Raw genomic sequence first — 17875 nt, 5'->3', positions numbered from 1 at the left:
TCTGAGCGGGTGACGAATCCGGAAGCGCAGCAGCAGGCACGGCAGTCGGTGTCGGACGCGGAGCCCCAGGCGGAGTCGCACGACCGGTCCGGGGAGACGCGATCCGGGGAGACGCGGTCCCAGGGGCCCTGGTCCGACGAATCCCGGTCCGGAGATGCCGGGCCCGGGGACGCGGGGTCGTCCGGGGACGCCGGTTCCGGGGACGCCGCGGACGCCGGGGACGCCCGGGCCCAGGAGGAGGCTCAGGCCGCCGAGCGTCTGGAGCGGGCGGTGCGTGCGGCCGAGCAGGCGCTGATCGAGTTCGAGATCGCGGTGGAGACCTTCCGGGTGGAGGTGGAGAACTTCTCCCGGCTGCACCACCAGCGGCTCGGGCCGATGTACTCGCGCCTCGACGAGCTGGACGCGCTGATCGCCGAGGCGGTCGCGGCGCGCACCGGCGATCCGGAGGACATCCGCAAGGCCCATGAGGCGCGGGGGCTGGTGCAGCCGATGCCGGGCGTGGAGGAGCTGTTCCACGGCTGGATCGACTCCGAGGGGCTCTCGCCGGAGGCGGCCGCGATGCTCACCGAGCGGCCCGTACAGCCGCCGCCGCGGGTGCGGCCGAGCGAGGAGGCCCGCCGGATCTACCGGGAGCTGGCCCGTAAGGCCCACCCGGATCTGGCCGAGGAGGAGGCCGAGCGGGAGCGGCGCGGTGCCTTCATCGTGCGGGTCAACGCGGCGTACGCGGCCGGGGACGAGGAGGCGCTGCGGGCGCTGGCCGAGGAGTGGGCGGCCGGTCCGCCCCCGCCGGAGCGGCGGGCGAGCCGTAGCGAGGAGCTGTACGCCCGGCTGGAGTGGCTGGCCGAGCGCAAGGAGATGCTGGCCGCGGTCGCCGCGGAGCTGGAGTCGAGCGCGATCGGCGCGATGATCAAGATGGCGCCGGAAGACCCCGACCGGCTGCTGGACGAGATCGCCGAGCAGCTGCTGGCCCAGGCCGCGGAGAAGGAGACCCGGCTCGCGGAGCTGGTGCGGTAGTAGGTTTGCCGCAGCTGCCGATGTCATGTGAGAGGTGTGTCTGATGCATTTTGCCCAGCTTCCCCAGATGGAGGCGGCGGCGGTACCGGCCGATGGCCTTCTGCTGGATGTCCGGGAGGACGACGAGTGGACGGCCGGGCATGTCGAGGGCGCGCTGCACATCCCGATGGGCCAGGTCGTGGCGCGGTTCGATGAGCTGACCGCGGCGGTCGGCGAGGGGCAGCGGGTACATGTGATGTGCCGGGTCGGCGGCCGCTCCGCGCAGGTGACGCAGTATCTGGTCGCGCAGGGCCTGGACGCGGTGAATGTCGACGGCGGGATGCTCGCCTGGGACGCGGCGGGCCGGCCGATGGTGAGCGGCCCCGACGGCACCGCCGAAGGGGCCTTTGTGCTCTAGGAGTTTCCCTATGATCGGCGGGACTCGCCGGTCAGCCGAGGGGGTGGGCGGCGAGGAGTTCGCCCAGCGCCTCCTCATGGGCGGCGGCGGATCCCAGCGAGAGCTCCAGCTGCTTGCCCCATGCGTGGTAGCGGTGCAGGGGGTAGTCGGTGACCGCGCCGAAGCCGCCGTGCAGATGCTGTGCGGTCTGCACGACGCGGCGCACGCCCTCGGCGGCCCAGATCTTGGCGACGGCGACATCCCCCGCGATGGGCAGCGCCCCGCTCGCCGTCGGCCGCTCCTCGTCCAGGGACAGCCGCCAGGCCGCCTGCCACAGCGTGGCCTCCATGGCCCGCAGATCGATATAGCGGTCGGCGGTCTGCACGGCGACCGCCTGGAAGCTGGCGAGCGGGAAGCCGAACTGCTCGCGCTCGCTCACATAGGAGCTGGTGAGGTCCAGCACCGCCGAGCCGAGCCCCAGCACGAGCGCACAGGTGCCGGTGGTGAGGAGATCGCGCAGCCATTCCCAGGCGCCGTCCGCGGCCAGCACCTCGCGGTCGGCGAGCCGCACTCCGTCCAGCCGGATCTCGGCCTGCCGCTCACCGCTGGTGGAGATCTGCTCATCGAGGACGACGCCCTCATGGTCGCGGGGGACCAGGGCGAGGATCGTCCGGCCCTCCCCGGTGTGGGCCGGAATCAGCACATGCTCGGCGCCATGGGCCCAGGGGACCGCGGTCTGGACGCCGTCCAGCACCCAGCCGTCCCCGTTCTGCCGCGCCTGGACGGCGAGTTCGGCCGGGCCATGGCCGGTGCGGCCGCTGGAGGCCGTGGTGAGGACCAGCTCACCGCTCGCGGCCCGGGGCAGCACGGCGGTACGCAACTCGGCCCCGCCGTAGCGCTGCACGGCCAGCGCCGCGGCGCTGGACTCCAGCAGCGGCACCCGGGCCAGCACCCGGCCGCATTCCCGCAGCACCAGGCACAGGGCGAGCGGGTCGAGGCCCGAGCCCCCGTACTGGGGGTCGAGGCTCAGGCCGAGCAGATCGCCCTCGGCGAGCTTCCGCCACAGCGCACGGTCGAAGTCCTCGGCGACGGCGCCGGCGGTCAGCGCGGGGCTGGGCACGCTGTCCGGTGTGACGGAGGAGAAGACGGCCTTCGCCGCTTCGACGGCCGCCTGCTGCTCCTCGGTGAAGGTGAAGTCCACTGTCCGTACCTCCCGCGCCGCGGCTTTATCTGACGGCCCGTCAAGATAGAACAGGTTCTACAAGAAGGGAACGCCGGTGCCGCGCTCGGGACGTCAGCGGTCGAAGTCCAGCTCCACCCGCTCGCCCACCGGATGGGACTGACAGGCCAGTACATAGCCCGCCTCCACCTCGTCCGGCTCCAGCGCGAAATTACGGTCCATCCGCACCTCGCCGGATACCAGGAAGGCCCGGCAGGTCCCGCAGACCCCGCCCTTGCACGCATATGGCGCGTCGGCCCGGTTGCGCAGCACGGTCTCCAGCAGCGGCTCCCCGGCCTGGACCGGCCAGGTGCCCGACCGGCCGTCCAGGGTCGCCGTGACCGAGCTCTGCGACGCGGCACGGGCCGGATCCGGTATGGGGGAGATGTCCTCGGCGGGGGCCGCCTCCACATGGAAGATCTCCTGATGGACTCGGCCGCGGGAGACCCCGAGGCCGCGCAGCGCCCGCTCGGCGGCGCGCACCAGGCCATAAGGCCCGCACAGGAACCAGCCGTCCACCGAGGCGACCGGCAGCAGCGCCGGCAGCAGGGCGGTCAGCCGCTCCTCGTCGAGCCGCCCGGACACCAGTCCGGCCTGCTGCTCCTCCCGGGAGAGCGCGCACACCAGCTGGAACCGGTCGGGCCAGCGGTCCTTGAGGTCGGCGACCTCCTCCAGGAACATCGTCGAGGCCGCGGTGCGGTCGCTGCGGATCAGACAGAAGCGCGCCTCGGGCTGCCGGCTGAGCAACGTGGCCGCGATGGACAGCACGGGGGTGATGCCGCTGCCGCCGACGACCGCCGCGAAATGGCCCGGCCGGGGCTCCAGGACGAAACGGCCGGCCGGGGCCATCACCTCCATGACCTCGCCGACCGCCAGCTCCTTGAGGGCATAGGCCGAGAACTCACCGCCCTCGACCAGCCGCACCCCGATCCGCAGGAACTCCGGGCCCTCCGCGCCCGGGGCCGGGGTGCACAGCGAATATGTCCGGCGGATCTCCGCGCCGTCCGCGAACCGGCGCACCGCGATGTGCTGCCCCGCCGTGAAGCGGAACGTCTCCCGCAGCGCGGGCGGCACCAGGAGGGTGACCATCACCGCGTCATCGGTGAGCCGGTCGACCGCCGCCACCCGCAGTGGGTGGAACGCGCCGTGGCGGGGCGTGGCCCGCTGCACCGCCTCCGCGGCCATCACAACTCCTTGAAGTGGTCGAATGGTTCACCGCAGGCCGTGCAGCGGCGCAGCGCCTTGCAGGCGGTGGAGGAGAAGCGGCTCAGCAGCTCGGTCTCGGTCGAGCCGCACTGCGGGCAGCGCACCGCCAGGGCCACCGGGACCGGACCGTCCGCCGCCGCACGGCGCGGCGCGGGCGGCGCTATGCCGGACTCCGCCAGCTTGCGGCGGCCCTCGGCGCTGATCGCGTCCGTCGTCCAGGGCGGGGAGAGGACCGTGCGCACGGCGACCTCGGGGACGCCGTGGTCATGGAGCAGCCGCTCGATATCGGTGGCCATCGACTCCAGCGCCGGGCAGCCGGTGTAGGTGGGCGTCAGCTCGACCTCGACCCGGCCCGGCCCCAGCAGCCGCAGCCCGCGCATCACGCCCAGCTCGGCCAGGGACACCATCGGCAGCTCGGGGTCCGGTACGGATCCGGCCAGCCGCAGCAGCTCCTCCTCGAGCGGGGTGGTGCCGGACGCGGGGGGCGTGGGTGCCGCGGAGGGTGTGGGCGTCACCATGTCGCCCCCGGGTGGCTGCGGTGCAGATGCTGCATCTCGGCGAGCATCCGGCCGAACGGCTCGGTGTGCAGGCCCTGGCGCCCCGCGCCGGCCGCCCAGCCGCCGCGCCGCGGCCCCTCGGGCACCGCCAGGGTGGCGCGCTCCAGGACCGAGGTGATCCGGGTCAGCCAGGCGTCGTGCAGCGTGTGCCACTCCACCTCGCACCCCTCGATCGGCTCGAAGAGCTCACCGGTGAACCGCCAGAGCGCGTCCAGCCCCCGCCGCATGCGCTCATGGCTCTCCTCCGTGCCGTCACCGAGCCGCAGGGTCCACTGCTCGGCGTGGTCGCGGTGGTAGGCCACCTCCTTGACCGCCTTCGCGGCGAGCGGGGCGAAGGGGCCGGTGCCGCGCGCCAGCCGCTCGTACAACAGCTCCTGGTAGGTGGAGAAGTAGAGCTGGCGGGCGATGGTGTGGGCGAAGTCGCCGTTGGGCTGCTCGACCAGCTGGACGTTCCGGAACGCCCGCTCCTCGCGCAGATAGGCCAGCTCGTCCTCGTCGCCGGCGAGGGAGAGCAGCACCCGGGCCTGGCCGAGCAGGTCGAGGGCGATATTGGCGAGCGCGACCTCCTCTTCCAGTACCGGGGCGTGCCCGGCCCACTCCCCCAGCCGGTGGGAGAGCACCAGCGCGTCGTCGCCCAGGGCGAGGGCCGCGGTCATAGATGCCGCACCCCCTCCGGGATCGCGTAGAACGTGGGGTGGCGATAGGGCTTGTCGGCGGACGGCTCGAAGAACGGATCCCGCTCGTCCGGCGAGGAGGCGGTGATCTCGGCGGACGGCACCACCCAGATCGAGACGCCCTCCGAGCGCCGGGTGTACAGATCCCGTGCGTTCCGCAAAGCCATCTCCGCGTCGGGGGCGTGGAGGGATCCGGCGTGGGTGTGCGACAGCCCGCGCCTGCTGCGGACGAACACCTCCCACAGCGGCCACTCGGCGCTCGGGCTGCCGCTCATGCCTGTGCCTTCCCGTGCTTGGCCGCGTGTGCCGCGGCTGCCTCGCGCACCCAGGCGCCTTCCTCATGGGCCCGGCGCCGCTGGGTGATCCGCTGGGTGTTGCACGGGCCGTTTCCCCGCAGGATCTCGCGGAATTCGTCCCAGTCGATCGGCCCGAAGTCGTAATGCTCCCGCTCCTCGCTCCACCGCAGCTCGGGGTCGGGGAGGGTGAGGCCGAGGGATTCGGCCTGGGGGACGCAGATGTCGACGAAGCGCTGGCGCAGCTCGTCATTGGAGTGGCGCTTGATCTTCCAGGCCATCGACTGGGCGGAGTGGGCCGAGGCGTCGTCCGGCGGGCCGAACATCATCAGCGACGGCCACCACCAGCGGTCCACCGCGTCCTGCGCCATGGCGTGCTGGGCCTCGGTGCCTTGGCTCAGGGCCAGCAGCAGCTCGTACCCCTGACGCTGGTGGAAGGACTCCTCCTTGCAGATGCGGACCATCGCCCGTGCGTAGGGCCCGTAGGAGCAGCGGCACAGCGGGACCTGGTTGGTGATCGCGGCGCCGTCCACCAGCCAGCCGATGGCTCCGACGTCGGCCCAGGTCAGCGTGGGGTAGTTGAAGATCGAGGAGTACTTCTGGCGGCCGCTGTGGAGCTTGTCGAGCAGCTCCTCCCGGCTGGTGCCCAGGGTCTCCGCCGCGCTGTAGAGATACAGGCCGTGGCCCGCCTCGTCCTGGACCTTGGCCATCAGGATCGCCTTGCGCCGCAGCGAGGGGGCGCGGGTGATCCAGTTGGCCTCCGGCTGCATGCCGATGATCTCCGAGTGGGCGTGCTGGGCCATCTGCCGCACCAGCGTGGCCCGGTAGTCATCGGGCATCCAGTCGCGCGGCTCGATGCGCTCGTCCGCGGCCAGGGCGGCGTCGAACACCGCCTCGTACGCCCCCGCGTCCGCCGCCATCGTCGTCATGCGAAGCCCCTCCGCCCATCCGTCTCCGCCGACCGGCCAGCCGACCGACCGATCGTTCGGTTCAATGGTGTGCTGAGGACCGTAGGGTGTCAACCCTGTGGATAACGCTGAGGACGCTGTGCCGAGTGGTTCCGCATGGGTACGGTGCCGGGGGCGTGGGGGCCACGGGGCGCGCGGCCGACCGGCGTGCGAGAGGACCTGGACCATCGGGAGCGGGGCGGGGTATGGCGGGGCGGGGTATGGCCGGGACGGAGCCGGAACCGGTGGAACCAGAGCCGACGGAACCGGAACCGACTGAGCCGGAACCGGACTACGACGCGGCGGAACCGCTCACCGCGCTCTCCCTGCCCGCACAGCTCATCATCGCGGTGGGCATCGCGGTCGCCGCCGTCGCCGCCGCGATCCATCTCTCGGCGGCCTTTCTGGCCGTCTCACCGCCCAACACCCTCACCAAGCGGCACGGCGCGGCGATCGACGATTACATCTATCCGGAGTTCGAACGGGTCTGGAAGCTCTTCGCCCCCAACCCGCTCCAGCAGAACATCGCCGTCCAGGCCCGCGCCGAGATCCGCACCCGCGAGGGCGGCACCGCGACCACCGGCTGGCGCGACCTCTCGGCCCAGGACGGAGCGGCCATCCGCCACAACCCGCTGCCCAGCCACACCCAGCAGAACGAGCTGCGCCGGGCCTGGGAGTTCTACGTCGGCTCGCATGACGCGCAGGAGCGGCCGCAGGGCATGCGCGGCAGCCTCTCCGAGCAGTACATCCGCCGGATCGTGATGCTCCGCTTCGGCCGCGAGGAGGACGGCGGCGCCGTGGAGCGAATACAGGTGCGCTCCGCGACCACTCCGGTGGCCCCGCCGTCCTGGAGCGACGAGAAGATCGACACCAAGACGATCTACCGGACGCTGCCGTGGTGGACGGTGACCACCGATGACATCCCGGAGGCGAAGAGCCGGTGAGCCCCTCCGCCCGCCTCCAGACCGCCGTGACGCATGGCTACGCCCGCGTCACCGGATCCGCGCTCGGCCCCCGGCAGAGCGCCGTCGTGCGCATCGGCTTCTCCTTCACCTGGCTCCTCTTCCTGGTGCGCGAATGGCCTCACCGCCGGGAGCTGTACGGGCCGGACGGCCCGTGGAACTGGGACATGGCCGCGCGGCTGATCGATGGCAACCGCGCCTTCAGCGCGCTCATGTGGTCCGACAGCGGGGTGTGGTTCGAGGTCGTCTACGCCCTCGCCCTCGTCTCCAGCGCGCTGCTGCTGGTGGGCTGGCGCACCCGCACCATGTCCGTGCTGTTCATGGTCGGGGTGCTGTCGCTGCAGAACCGCTCCATCTTCGTGGGGGACGGCGGCGACAATCTCATCCATCTGATGTCGATGTACCTGGTGCTGACCCGGTGCGGTCAGATGTGGTCGCTGGACGCGCGCCGGGCGGCCCGGCAGGCGGACCGCGAGGGGCCGCCGCGCGACGACACCACCGGCATCGTGCTGTGGGCGGTCACCGGGACCGCCCTGCTCTGGGTACAGCTGTTCACCGACGCCCGGCTCTCCCTGACCTCCGACGGCCCCCTGCCCGGGCTGGGCTGGGCCACCGTCCTGTGGGGGCTGTGGATCGTCCAGGCCGGCTGGTGGCTCGTCAAGCGTTACGCACCGGGGGAGCCGCGCACCGTTCTGGACGCGCTCGCCAACGTGGCGCACAACGGCGCCCTGCTGGTGATCATGGCCGAGGTGTGTCTGCTGTACGCCACGGCCGGCTGGTACAAGGTCCAGGGCTCGCGCTGGCAGGACGGCACCGCCCTCTACTACCCGCTGCATCTGGACTACTTCTCGCCCTGGCCGGGGCTGACCGACATCATGGCGTCCAGCGGCACCCTGGTGATGGTGCTGACCTACGGCACGGTCATCGTCCAGGTGGCGTTCCCGTTCACCCTGCTCAACCGGCGGGCCAAGAACGTGATGCTCGTCCTGCTGATGCTGGAGCACCTCGGCATCGCCGTGATGCTGGGGCTGCCCTTCTTCTCGCTCGCCGTGATCGCGGCGGACTCGGTCTTCCTGCCGACGAACTTCCTGCGCTGGGCCGCGGCGCGACTGGGCCGGGCCCGGGACCGGCTGACGGCGCGCGCGGTGTGGCTGCCGGGGCAGCGGGTGCGGGAGAGCGACGGGGAAACCGCGGCCGACACCCTCGTACGCTGGGGGAATGATCGATGACGAGGCCGCGCAGGCCGTACGGCACTGGCGCGCGACGGCCCCCGAGACCGTCCTGCTCGACGGCTTCCACGCGCTGAAGCACGCGCTGCGGTTCGGCGCGGAGGTGCGCGCCGCGGTCACCAGCGACAAGGCGGCCGCCGTGGAACTCGCCGCGGACCTGGCCGACGATCTCACCGAGACGATCGCGGATCTCCTGGTGGAGGTGGAGGCCGGGACCCTGCGCGATCTGGTGCCCAGGGTGCACCCCACGAGGGTCGCCGCGCTGGCGGTACGGCGCGGCCGGCAGGGGAATCTGGACGAGCTGTCCAAGCGGCCCCGGAATGCCCCGGTGGTCGTCCTGGACAACCCCCGCAACCTGGGGAACGTCGGGGCCGTGGTCCGGCTCGCCGCCGGGTTCGGGGCCACCGGCGTGGTCACCACCGGCGATATCGATCCCTGGCATCCGAACGCCGTGCGGTCCGGCGCCGGGCTTCACTTCGCCACCGCCGTCGAGCGGCTGCCGGGCGACGGCCTTCCGGAAGGGCCGCTGTATGTGCTGGACGCGGAAGGGGAGGACATCCGGTCCGTGACCATCCCCGATGACGCGCTGCTCGCCTTCGGCTCCGAGCGGCACGGGATCTCGCCGGAGCTGCGGAAGCGGGCCACCAGGCTGGTGGCCCTCCCCATGCGGCCGCAGGTGTCCAGCTACAACCTGGCCACCAGCGTGGCCATGGCCCTCTTCCACTGGGGCGGCCCCGATCGCCCGGCCTAAGCGCTCCGCTGGATGTGCCGCGCCGTGCCGTCGGTCGTCTGTGGCGCCATCGTGGCTGACCGCGCCCACGCGGCGGAGCCGCACATCGACACAGCCGCGGCCGAGCCGCACATCGACACAGCCCCGCACCCCTTCAGGGCACCTGCCGAACCGCGGTGGACTTCGTCCGACCTGCTTAGTCCCCGACGCCGCGCTCAGGCCCCGCCCGCGCCGCCTGGGCCCCGACGCCACGGCTCGGCTGGGCCCACTCCGCCTTGTCCGGGTCCCGTCCGCCCCCGCCCGAGGCCGTGTCCGGGCGGGGGCGGACGGGCTCCAGGCGGGGCGGGCGGTTCGTGTGCGGTGACACGCCCCGCGTACCGCGCCTCGCCCACTGGGCCCGTTACTCCGCCGGGCGGCGGACCTCGATCGTCCGGAAGCGGCCGGCCACGAACGCCCCGTCGCACAGCGTGGCGTTGGCCGACGGGTTGCCGCCCGAGCCGTGGAAGTCCGAGAAGGCCGCGGTCTGGTTCACATACACCCCGCCGGTCAGATTGAGCGACAGCTGGGCGCATTCCTCCAGGCATGCCTCCTCGATCAGCCGCTCCGCCTCCGGTGAGGAGGTGTACGCGCCGACCGTCATCGCGCCCTTGTCCCGGGTGGTCCGGCGCAGCAGCGCGACCGCGTCCTCAGTGGAGTCGACGGCGACGGCGAAGGAGACCGGGCCGAAGCACTCGGACAGATAGGGCGCGTCCGCGTCAGCCCCCTCCCAGAACTTCCGGGCGCCGTCCGCCTTGACCATCAGCGGCGTACGGACCGTGGCGCCCGGGAAGTCGGGGTGGGTCACCGTACGCGAGGCCAGGGCGACCGCGCCCAGGCCGGGAGCGGCCTCCAGCCGCTCCTGGACCCGCGGGCCCACGATCGCGCCCAGCAGCGCGCTCGCCCGGGCGTCATCGCCCAGCAGCCCGTCCACCGCCGCCGCCAGGTCGGCCACCACCTCGTCGTAGGTCTTGGGGCCGGCGTCGGTGGTGATACCGCCGCGGGGGATCAGCAGATTCTGCGGGGTGGTGCACATCTGGCCGCTGTAGAGGGACAGGGAGAACGCCAGGTTGGCCAGCATGCCCTGGTAGTCGTCGGTGGAGTCGATCACCACCGTGTTGACCCCCGCCTTCTCGGTGAAGACCTGGGCCTGGCGGGCGTGGGTCTCCAGCCAGTCGCCGAAGGCGGTCGAGCCCGTGTAGTCGATGATGCGGATCTCGGGGCGGACGGCGAGGACCTTGGCGATCCCCTCCTCCGGCCGCTCGGCGGCCAGCGCCACCAGATCGGGGCTGAACCCCGCCTCCTTCAGCACCTCGCGCGCCACCTGGACGGTCAGCGCCAGCGGCAGCACGGCCTGGGGGTGCGGCTTGACCAGCACCGGATTGCCGGTGGCGAGCGAGGCGAAGAGGCCCGGATAGCCGTTCCACGTCGGGAAGGTGTTGCAGCCGATCAGCAGCGCGATACCGCGCGGGACGGCCGTGAACGTCTTGCGCAGGCGCAGCGGGTCGCGCTTGCCCTGCGGCTTGGACCAGTCCGCGGCGCCGGGGGTGCGGGTCTGCTCGGCGAATGCGTACGCCACCGCCTCCAGGCCGCGGTCCTGGGCGTGGGGGCCGCCGGCCTGGAAGGCCATCATGTACGCCTGTCCGCTGGTGTGCATGACCGCCTGGGCGAACTCATGCGACCGGGCGCCGATCCGGGCCAGGATCTCCAGACATACCATGGCCCGCGTCTCCGGGCCGGCCTCCCGCCAGGCGGGCATCCCCGCCCGCATCGCCGGGAGGAGCGCGTCGAGGTCCGGATGCGGATACTCCATGCCCATCTCGACACCGAACGGCGAGACTTCGGAGCCCGTCCAGCCGTCGGTGCCCGGCTGGTCCAGCTCGATGCGCCGGCCGCGCAGCGCCTCGAACGCGGCCTGGCCCTCGGCGACGCTCAGGCTCGGGCGCCCGCTCTGGCCCTCGCCGCCGTAAGCCTTCGGGTGCTCGGGGTGCGGGGACCAATAGGCGCGGGTACGGATCGCCTCCAGGGCCTGGTCGAGGGTGGGGCGGTGCTCTTGCGTCAACTGCGCGGTGGTGAGTGCGGCGGTCACGACTGACCAACTCCTCGTCGAGCTGGGGCTGGGCTGGAATGGGCGACAGAGTTAGAGTAACCGAACGATCGGTCGGGACAAGAGGGCCTGGCGAACCTGTGGATAACTTCGTCGAAAAGGATCTGCGGCATGACTGCGATCGACCGTGGGATCGACCGTGCCGGCGTCGTCGCCGTCATCGGCACCGGCACGATGGGCCAGGGGATCGCCCAGGTGGCGCTGGCCGCGGGCCATCCCGTGCGGCTCTACGACGCGGCGCCCGGCCGCGCCTCCCGGGCCGCCGACGCCATCGCGGCCCGGCTCGGCCGGCTTGTCGCCAAGGAACGGCTCACGGCCGCCGACCGTGACGCGGCCCTCGGCCGGCTCGCCCCCGTCGCCGACCTCGCGGACCTGGCCGAGGCGGAGCTGGTGGTCGAGGCGATCCTCGAGGAGCTCGGCGCCAAGCAGGAGCTGTTCACCGCGCTGGAGTCGGTGGTCTCCGACGGCTGTCTGCTCGCCACCAACACCTCCTCCCTCTCCGTCACGGCCGTCGCGGGCGTCCTGCGCCGCCCCGGCCGCCTCCTTGGGCTGCACTTCTTCAATCCGGCCCCGCTGATGCCGCTGGTGGAGGTGGTGCGCGGCGCCGCCACGGACGAGGCCGCCGCCGACCGTGCCCACGCCACCGTCGCGGCCTGGGGAAAGACCCCGGTGCGCTGCGCCGACACCCCCGGATTCATCGTCAACCGGATCGCCCGCCCCTTCTACGCCGAGGCGTTCCGGGCGTACGAGGAGCGCGCCGCCGACCCCGCCACCCTCGACGCCGTGCTGCGGGAGTCCGGCGGCTTCCGGATGGGCCCTTTCGAGCTCACCGACCTGATCGGCCAGGACGTGAACGAGGCCGTCACCCGATCCGTGTGGGAAGCGTTGTTCCACGATCCGAAATTCACCCCGTCGCTCGCCCAGCGGCAGCTCGTGGCCGCCGGACGGCTCGGGCGCAAGACGGGCCACGGCTGGTTCGACCACTCCGAGGGCGCCGCGCGGCCCGCCCCGCACACCGCCGAGCCGTGCGAGCCGCCCGCGAAGGTCGCCCTCCACGGCGACCTGGGGCCGGCGCAAGGGCTGGTGGGCCTCATAGAGGAAGCGGGCATCCCGGTGACCCGCGAGCCCGTCGGGGGACATCTCGCCTTGCCCGACGGCACCCGCCTGTCCCTCGCCGACGGCACGACCGCCACCGACGACCCCTTCGCCGCGACGGTCCGCTTCGACCTGGCGCTGGACTACCGCACCGCCACCCGTGTCGCCCTCGCACCGTCCCCGGCCGCCACCGAGGAGTCCCTGCGGTCCGCGATCGGCCTGTTCCAGGCGCTCGGTAAGGCGGTCAGCGTGGTCCAGGACGTCCCCGGCATGGTCGTGGCCCGCACGGTCGCGATGCTCGTGGACTTCGCCGAGGACGCCGTCGCCCGCGGGGTGGCGAGCCCCGAGGACGTAGACACCGCCATGCTGACAGGGGTCAACTACCCGCGCGGACCGCTGGCCTGGGGGCACGCGCTCGGTGCCCGCTGGGTGCGCGACACCCTGCGCAACCTCCACCAAGCCTGTCCGACCGGCCGCTACGCCCCCTCCCAGGCGCTGATCCGGCGTGCCGCCGCCGATGAGAGGCTGCTCTAATCATGACCATGGCCAAGCGCGACACCTACACGCCCGAATCGCTGCTCGCGGTCGCCGTGGAGGTGTTCAACGAGCGTGGTTACGACGGCACCTCCATGGAGCACCTCTCCCGAGCCGCCGGGATCTCCAAGTCCTCCATCTACCACCATGTGAAGGGCAAGGAGGAGCTGCTCCGGCTCGCCATAAGCCGGGCGCTGGACGGGCTGTTCGGCATCCTCCAGGAGCCCGCCGCACGCGACGGGCGGGCGATCGAACGGCTGGAGCATGTGACCCGGCGCACCAGCGAGGTGCTGATGGAGGAGCTGCCCTACGTCACCCTGCTGCTGCGCGTCCGGGGCAACACGGACACCGAGCGGTGGGCCATGGAGCGGCGCCGGGAGTTCGACCACCAGGTCGCCGACCTGCTCAAGCGGGCGGCGGCCGATGGCGACCTGCGGTCCGACGTGGACGCCCGGCTGGCGACCCGGCTGCTCTTCGGCATGATCAACTCCATTGTGGAGTGGTACCGGCCGGGTCGCGGCGGGGCCGCGACCTCCCAGGAAGTGGCCGAGGCCGTGGTCCGTACGGCCTTCGCGGGCCTGCGCACGGAGCGCTGAGCGCTCCGCTGGAAGTGCGCTGAGACGCCGTCGATCGTCCGCGGCGCCGTCGTGGCCGGCCGCGCCCGTCCCAGCCCCCGCTACGGCTCCGAGTCCAGGTCCGTCTCCTCGAAGACCAGCAGCGTCCGGGTGCTCAGCACCTCCGGCATGGCCTGGATCCGGGTGAGGACCAGCTCGCGCAGCGAGCGGTTGTCCTCGGTGTGCACCAGCAGCAGCACGTCGAAGTCCCCGCTGACCAGGGCGATGTGGGCGGCCCCTGGGAGCTGCCGGAGCTGTTCGCGCACGGTGCGCCAGGAGTTCTGGACGATCTTCAGCGTGATGTACGCGGACGCGCCCTGCCCGGCCCGCTCCTGGTCCACCCGGGCGCTGAAGCCGCGGATCACCCCGTCGTCGATCAGGCGGTTGATCCGGGCGTAGGCGTTGGCGCGCGAGACGTGCACCTGCTCGGCCACGGAGCGTATGGAGGCGCGGCCATCCGTTCGGAGCAGACGCAGGATGTCGTGGTCGATGTCGTCCAGGGGGCGTGCCGGGGGTTTGCCGTCCGGATTGGCCATCTGTTCGCCCCGCATATCGTCCCGCCTCCCCTTCATGGACGTCCTGTCTTCATCACAGGCGCTGCAGAACCGTTTGTCCACAGGCTTGGGTCGCCTGTAGCCAAAATGCGTCAACGACCGAACAATCGGTAGGGGGAGGGCGATGCCGCACGGCACGTCCCGCCCTCCCGCCGTACGCCACGCCCAGGAGGTCGCGACATGACGGTCCTTGAGCAGCCCGGTGCCTACCGGCCCACTCCCCCGCCCGGCTGGCAGCCCCGCGTCGAGGCCGAGCCGCTGCTGCCCGACGCGGAGCCGTACCGCCTGCTGGGCACCGCCGCTGCCGCCGACATCTCCCCCGATCTGCTGACCCGGCTCCACCGCGAGCTGGTGCGCGGCCGCCGGTACAACACCCAGGCCACGGCCCTCACCCGGCAGGGCCGGCTGGCCGTCTATCCCTCCTCCACCGGCCAGGAGGCCTGCCAGGTCGCGGCCGGGCTGGTGCTGGAGGACCGCGACTGGCTCTTTCCCAGCTACCGCGACACCCTGGCCGCCGTGGTCCGCGGGCTCGACCCCGTCGACGCCCTGACCCTGCTGCGCGGCGACTGGCACTCCGGCTACGACCCCCACGCACACCGCGTGGCCCCGCTGTGCACCCCGTTGGCCACCCAGCTGCCGCACGCCGTCGGCCTCGCCCACGCCGCCCGCCTCAAGGGCGACGATGTCGTGGCCCTCGCCCTGGTCGGCGACGGCGGCACCAGCGAGGGCGACTTCCACGAGGCCCTCAACTTCGCGGCCGTCTGGCACGCCCCGGTGGTCTTCCTCGTCCAGAACAACGGCTTCGCCATCTCCGTCCCGCTCGCCAAGCAGACCGCCGCGCCCTCCCTCGCCCACAAGGCGGTCGGGTACGGGATGCCCGGCCGCCTCGTCGACGGCAATGACGTGGCCGCCGTCCACCAGGTCCTGGCGGAGGCGGTGCGCCGGGCCCGCGGCGGAGGCGGCCCCACCCTGGTCGAGGCGGTCACCTACCGCATCGAGGCCCACACCAACGCCGACGACGCCACCCGCTACCGCCCCGACTCCGAGGTCGAGGCATGGCGGGCACACGACCCGATAGCGCTCCTGGAGGACGCCATGCGGGACCGCCGTCTGCTGGACGACGAGGGAGTCCAAGCCGCGCGGGAGTCCGCGGAGCGGCTCGCCGCCGATCTGCGCACGCGCATGCACCAGGACGCGGTCCTCGACCCCATGGAGCTCTTCGAGCACGTCTACGCCGACCGGACCAGCCAGCTGCGCGAGCAGGCGGCCCAGCTGCGCGCGGAGCTCGACGCCGAGGCCGGCGACTCCGGGAAGGGGGAGTGATGACCACCGCCATCGGGGCCGACACCGCCCGTAAGCCCGCCACCATGGCCCAGGCCCTCGGCCGCGCGCTGCGTGACGCCATGGCCGCCGACCCGTCCGTCCATGTCCTCGGCGAGGACGTCGGCACCCTGGGCGGCGTCTTCCGGATCACCGACGGGCTCGCCAAGGAGTTCGGCGAGGACCGCTGCACCGATACGCCGCTCGCTGAGGCGGGCATCCTCGGCACCGCCGTGGGCATGGCCATGTACGGGCTGCGGCCGGTGGTCGAGATGCAGTTCGACGCCTTCGCCTACCCGTCCTTCGAGCAGCTCATCAGCCATGTCTCGCGGATGCGCAACCGCACCCGGGGCGCGATGCCGATGCCGATCACCGTGCGGGTGCCCTACGGGGGCGGCATCGGCGGCGTCGAGCACCACAGCGACTCCTCCGAGATCTACTACATGGCCACCCCCGGCCTCCATGTCGTCGCCCCCGCGACCGTCGCCGACGCCTACGGGCTGCTGCGCGCCGCCATCGCCTCCGACGACCCGGTGATCTTCCTGGAGCCCAAGCGGCTCTACTGGTCCAAGGCCGACTGGTCGGCCGACGCCCCCGAGCAGGTGCCGCCGATCGGGCGCGCGGTGGTGCGCAGGCCCGCCACCGGCGGCCGGCGCAGCGCCACCTTGATCTCCTACGGCCCCTCCGTGCCGGTGTGCCTCGAAGCCGCCGAGGCGGCCCGGGCCGAGGGCTGGGACCTGGAAGTCGTCGATCTGCGCTCGCTCGTCCCCTTCGACGACGACACGGTGTGCGCCTCCGTGCGCCGCACCGGCCGCGCGGTCGTCGTCCACGAGGCCACAGGCTTCGGCGGGCCCGGCGGGGAGATCGCCGCCCGGGTCACCGAGCGCTGCTTCCACCATCTGGAGGCGCCCGTGCTGCGGGTCGCCGGATTCGACATCCCCTACCCGCCGCCCATGCTGGAGCGGCACCATCTGCCCGGTGTGGACCGGGTGCTGGACGCCGTCGCCCGGTTGCAGTGGGAGTCGGAGTGGACCGAGGGGAGCGCCGTCTGATGGCTGTCGTACGGGAGTTCACTCTGCCCGATCTGGGCGAGGGGCTGACCGGTGCCGAGATCGTGCGCTGGCTGGTCCAGGTCGGTGATGTGGTCGCGGTCGACCAGCCGGTGGTCGAGGTCGAGACCGCCAAGGCGATGGTGGACGTGCCGTGCCCCTACGGCGGTGTGGTGACGGCCCGTTACGGCGAGGAGGGCGCGGAGGTGCCGGTCGGGGCACCGCTGATCACGGTCGCCGTGCCGGAGGGCTCGGACGGCGGCTCCGCTCCGCCGGTCACCGAGAGCGCGACCGACGGCGGATCGGGCAATGTGCTGGTCGGCTATGGCACGGCCGGTCCCGCCGCGCGGCGCCGTCGCGTCCAGCTCTCCCCCGGGCCGCTGCGCGAGACGGTGGCGGTGGCCCCCGCCGGGCCCCTGCCGGTGATCTCCCCCCTCGTACGGCGGCTGGCCCGGGAGCACGACGTCGATCTGCGCCGGCTCAAGGGTTCGGGCCCCGAGGGGCTGATTCTGCGGGCGGACGTGGAACGAGCGGTGGCGGCTCCCGCACGCGGACCCGCCCCTGCACCCGCCCCTGCACCTGCACCCGCCCCCGCACCCGCACCCGCGCCCGCCCCTGCACCCGCGCCCGCCCCTGCACCCGCGGTCGCCCCGGAGGAGGAGCGGGTGCCGCTGCGCGGGGTGCGGGGCGCCGTGGCCGACAAGCTCGCGCGCAGCCGGCGCGAGATCCCCGACGCGACCTGCTGGGTGGACGCCGACGCGACCGAACTGCTCGCCGCCCGCGCGGCGATGAACGCGGCGGGCGGGCCCAAGGTCTCCGTGCTCGCCCTCCTGGCCCGTATCTGCACGGCGGCCCTGGCGCGCTTCCCCGAGCTCAACGCCACGGTGGACATGGAAGGCCGGGAGATCATCCGGCTCCCCGAGGTCCACCTCGGCTTCGCGGCGCAGACCGACCGGGGCCTCGTGGTCCCCGTGGTGCGCGCCGCACAGGCGCGGACCATAGAGGGGCTGTCCGAGGAGATCGCCCGGCTGACCGAGGCCGCGCGGACCGGGACACTCGCCCCCGCGCAGCTCACCGGCGGCACCTTCACCCTGAACAACTACGGGGTCTTCGGGGTCGACGGCTCGACGCCGATCATCAACCACCCCGAGGCGGCGATGCTCGGGGTCGGGCGGATCGCCCCGAAGCCCTGGGTGCACCAGGGCGAGCTGGCGGTGCGCCAGGTGGTGCAGCTGTCGTTCACCTTCGACCACCGGGTCTGCGACGGGGGCACCGCCGGCGGATTCCTGCGGTACGTGGCCGACTGCGTGGAGCAGCCCCTGGTGTTGTTGCGACGGCTGTAGCGGCTGCCCGGCGGCG

The 17875-nt window shown here is 72.8% G+C and carries 18 protein-coding genes; 10 read left to right on the top strand and 8 right to left on the bottom strand.

The window, feature by feature from the left end:
- The first annotated feature begins 9 nt into the window (after window positions 1–9).
- Window positions 10–1014 (top strand): hypothetical protein, encoded by a 1005-nt coding sequence (locus J5X86_RS01445; protein WP_308124417.1) that lies wholly within the window; start codon window positions 10–12, stop codon window positions 1012–1014.
- Between the two features lie 43 nt (window positions 1015–1057).
- On the top strand, window positions 1058–1411 hold the full coding sequence (locus J5X86_RS01440; RefSeq protein WP_119990086.1) for a rhodanese-like domain-containing protein: 354 nt from the start codon (window positions 1058–1060) through the stop codon (window positions 1409–1411).
- Between the two features lie 31 nt (window positions 1412–1442).
- Here the strand turns inward: J5X86_RS01440 and J5X86_RS01435 are convergent, their stop codons facing one another.
- From J5X86_RS01435 to paaA, 6 genes are all read right to left on the bottom strand, one after another.
- On the bottom strand, window positions 1443–2591 hold the full coding sequence (locus tag J5X86_RS01435) for an acyl-CoA dehydrogenase family protein (protein ID WP_208515016.1): 1149 nt from the start codon (window positions 2589–2591) through the stop codon (window positions 1443–1445).
- A gap of 93 nt (window positions 2592–2684) precedes the next feature.
- The gene (locus J5X86_RS01430; protein ID WP_208515015.1) at window positions 2685–3794 is read right to left on the bottom strand and encodes a 2Fe-2S iron-sulfur cluster-binding protein; all 1110 of its coding nucleotides are present in this window, start codon (window positions 3792–3794) and stop codon (window positions 2685–2687) included.
- Entirely contained in the window at window positions 3794–4333 is a 540-nt protein-coding gene (gene paaD / locus J5X86_RS01425; RefSeq protein WP_014053599.1) for a 1,2-phenylacetyl-CoA epoxidase subunit PaaD, read from the bottom strand. Before paaD ends, J5X86_RS01430 begins: the two co-directional genes overlap by 1 nt.
- Window positions 4327–5028 (bottom strand): 1,2-phenylacetyl-CoA epoxidase subunit PaaC, encoded by a 702-nt coding sequence (gene paaC / locus J5X86_RS01420; RefSeq protein WP_208515014.1) that lies wholly within the window; start codon window positions 5026–5028, stop codon window positions 4327–4329. The genes paaD and paaC overlap by 7 nt, the downstream gene beginning before the upstream one ends.
- The gene (gene paaB, locus J5X86_RS01415) at window positions 5025–5321 is read right to left on the bottom strand and encodes a 1,2-phenylacetyl-CoA epoxidase subunit PaaB (RefSeq protein WP_046088802.1); all 297 of its coding nucleotides are present in this window, start codon (window positions 5319–5321) and stop codon (window positions 5025–5027) included. The genes paaC and paaB overlap by 4 nt, the downstream gene beginning before the upstream one ends.
- Entirely contained in the window at window positions 5318–6268 is a 951-nt protein-coding gene (paaA, locus tag J5X86_RS01410; protein WP_208515013.1) for a 1,2-phenylacetyl-CoA epoxidase subunit PaaA, read from the bottom strand. Before paaA ends, paaB begins: the two co-directional genes overlap by 4 nt.
- Before the next feature lie 224 nt (window positions 6269–6492).
- On the opposite strand from paaA, the gene J5X86_RS01405 reads away from it, so the two are divergent.
- The 3 genes from J5X86_RS01405 to J5X86_RS01395 are packed head-to-tail and all read left to right on the top strand — an operon-like array spanning window position 6493 to window position 9228.
- On the top strand, window positions 6493–7230 hold the full coding sequence (locus J5X86_RS01405; RefSeq protein ID WP_208515012.1) for a DUF5819 family protein: 738 nt from the start codon (window positions 6493–6495) through the stop codon (window positions 7228–7230).
- On the top strand, window positions 7227–8477 hold the full coding sequence (locus tag J5X86_RS01400) for an HTTM domain-containing protein (RefSeq protein WP_208515011.1): 1251 nt from the start codon (window positions 7227–7229) through the stop codon (window positions 8475–8477). Before J5X86_RS01405 ends, J5X86_RS01400 begins: the two co-directional genes overlap by 4 nt.
- Entirely contained in the window at window positions 8467–9228 is a 762-nt protein-coding gene (locus J5X86_RS01395) for an RNA methyltransferase (protein WP_208515010.1), read from the top strand. The genes J5X86_RS01400 and J5X86_RS01395 overlap by 11 nt, the downstream gene beginning before the upstream one ends.
- Window positions 9229–9607: 379 nt before the next feature.
- Here the strand turns inward: J5X86_RS01395 and paaN are convergent, their stop codons facing one another.
- The gene (paaN, locus tag J5X86_RS01390; RefSeq protein ID WP_208515009.1) at window positions 9608–11332 is read right to left on the bottom strand and encodes a phenylacetic acid degradation protein PaaN; all 1725 of its coding nucleotides are present in this window, start codon (window positions 11330–11332) and stop codon (window positions 9608–9610) included.
- 129 nt (window positions 11333–11461) lie between these two features.
- On the opposite strand from paaN, the gene J5X86_RS01385 reads away from it, so the two are divergent.
- Both J5X86_RS01385 and J5X86_RS01380 read left to right on the top strand, forming a co-directional pair.
- Window positions 11462–12979, top strand: a complete 1518-nt coding sequence (locus tag J5X86_RS01385; protein ID WP_208515008.1) for a 3-hydroxyacyl-CoA dehydrogenase — start codon at window positions 11462–11464, stop codon at window positions 12977–12979.
- Window positions 12980–12981: 2 nt separating this feature from the next.
- A complete protein-coding gene (locus tag J5X86_RS01380; protein WP_078642473.1) occupies window positions 12982–13575 on the top strand; it encodes a TetR/AcrR family transcriptional regulator in 594 nt (197 codons plus the stop codon).
- Between the two features lie 80 nt (window positions 13576–13655).
- Here J5X86_RS01380 and J5X86_RS01375 read toward each other — a convergent pair whose 3' ends face one another.
- A complete protein-coding gene (locus J5X86_RS01375; protein WP_208515007.1) occupies window positions 13656–14144 on the bottom strand; it encodes an Lrp/AsnC family transcriptional regulator in 489 nt (162 codons plus the stop codon).
- 183 nt (window positions 14145–14327) lie between these two features.
- On the opposite strand from J5X86_RS01375, the gene pdhA reads away from it, so the two are divergent.
- The 3 genes from pdhA to J5X86_RS01360 are packed head-to-tail and all read left to right on the top strand — an operon-like array spanning window position 14328 to window position 17859.
- Complete coding sequence (gene pdhA, locus J5X86_RS01370; RefSeq protein ID WP_208515006.1) at window positions 14328–15470, top strand: pyruvate dehydrogenase (acetyl-transferring) E1 component subunit alpha; 1143 nt, start codon at window positions 14328–14330, stop codon at window positions 15468–15470.
- Window positions 15470–16519 carry an alpha-ketoacid dehydrogenase subunit beta gene (locus J5X86_RS01365; RefSeq protein WP_059143781.1) on the top strand — a complete coding sequence of 350 codons (1050 nt, stop codon included), beginning with the start codon at window positions 15470–15472 and terminating at the stop codon, window positions 16517–16519. The genes pdhA and J5X86_RS01365 overlap by 1 nt, the downstream gene beginning before the upstream one ends.
- The gene (locus tag J5X86_RS01360) at window positions 16519–17859 is read left to right on the top strand and encodes a dihydrolipoamide acetyltransferase family protein (protein WP_208515005.1); all 1341 of its coding nucleotides are present in this window, start codon (window positions 16519–16521) and stop codon (window positions 17857–17859) included. Before J5X86_RS01365 ends, J5X86_RS01360 begins: the two co-directional genes overlap by 1 nt.
- Window positions 17860–17875 lie beyond the last annotated feature (16 nt).

It is taken from the genome of Streptomyces sp. NEAU-YJ-81 (assembly GCF_017592595.1).
In the GTDB taxonomy this organism is placed as follows: domain Bacteria; phylum Actinomycetota; class Actinomycetes; order Streptomycetales; family Streptomycetaceae; genus Streptomyces; species Streptomyces hygroscopicus_B.
The sequence above is the reverse complement of the archived record's forward strand: the minus strand, read 5'-3'. Positions and strand labels throughout refer to the sequence as shown.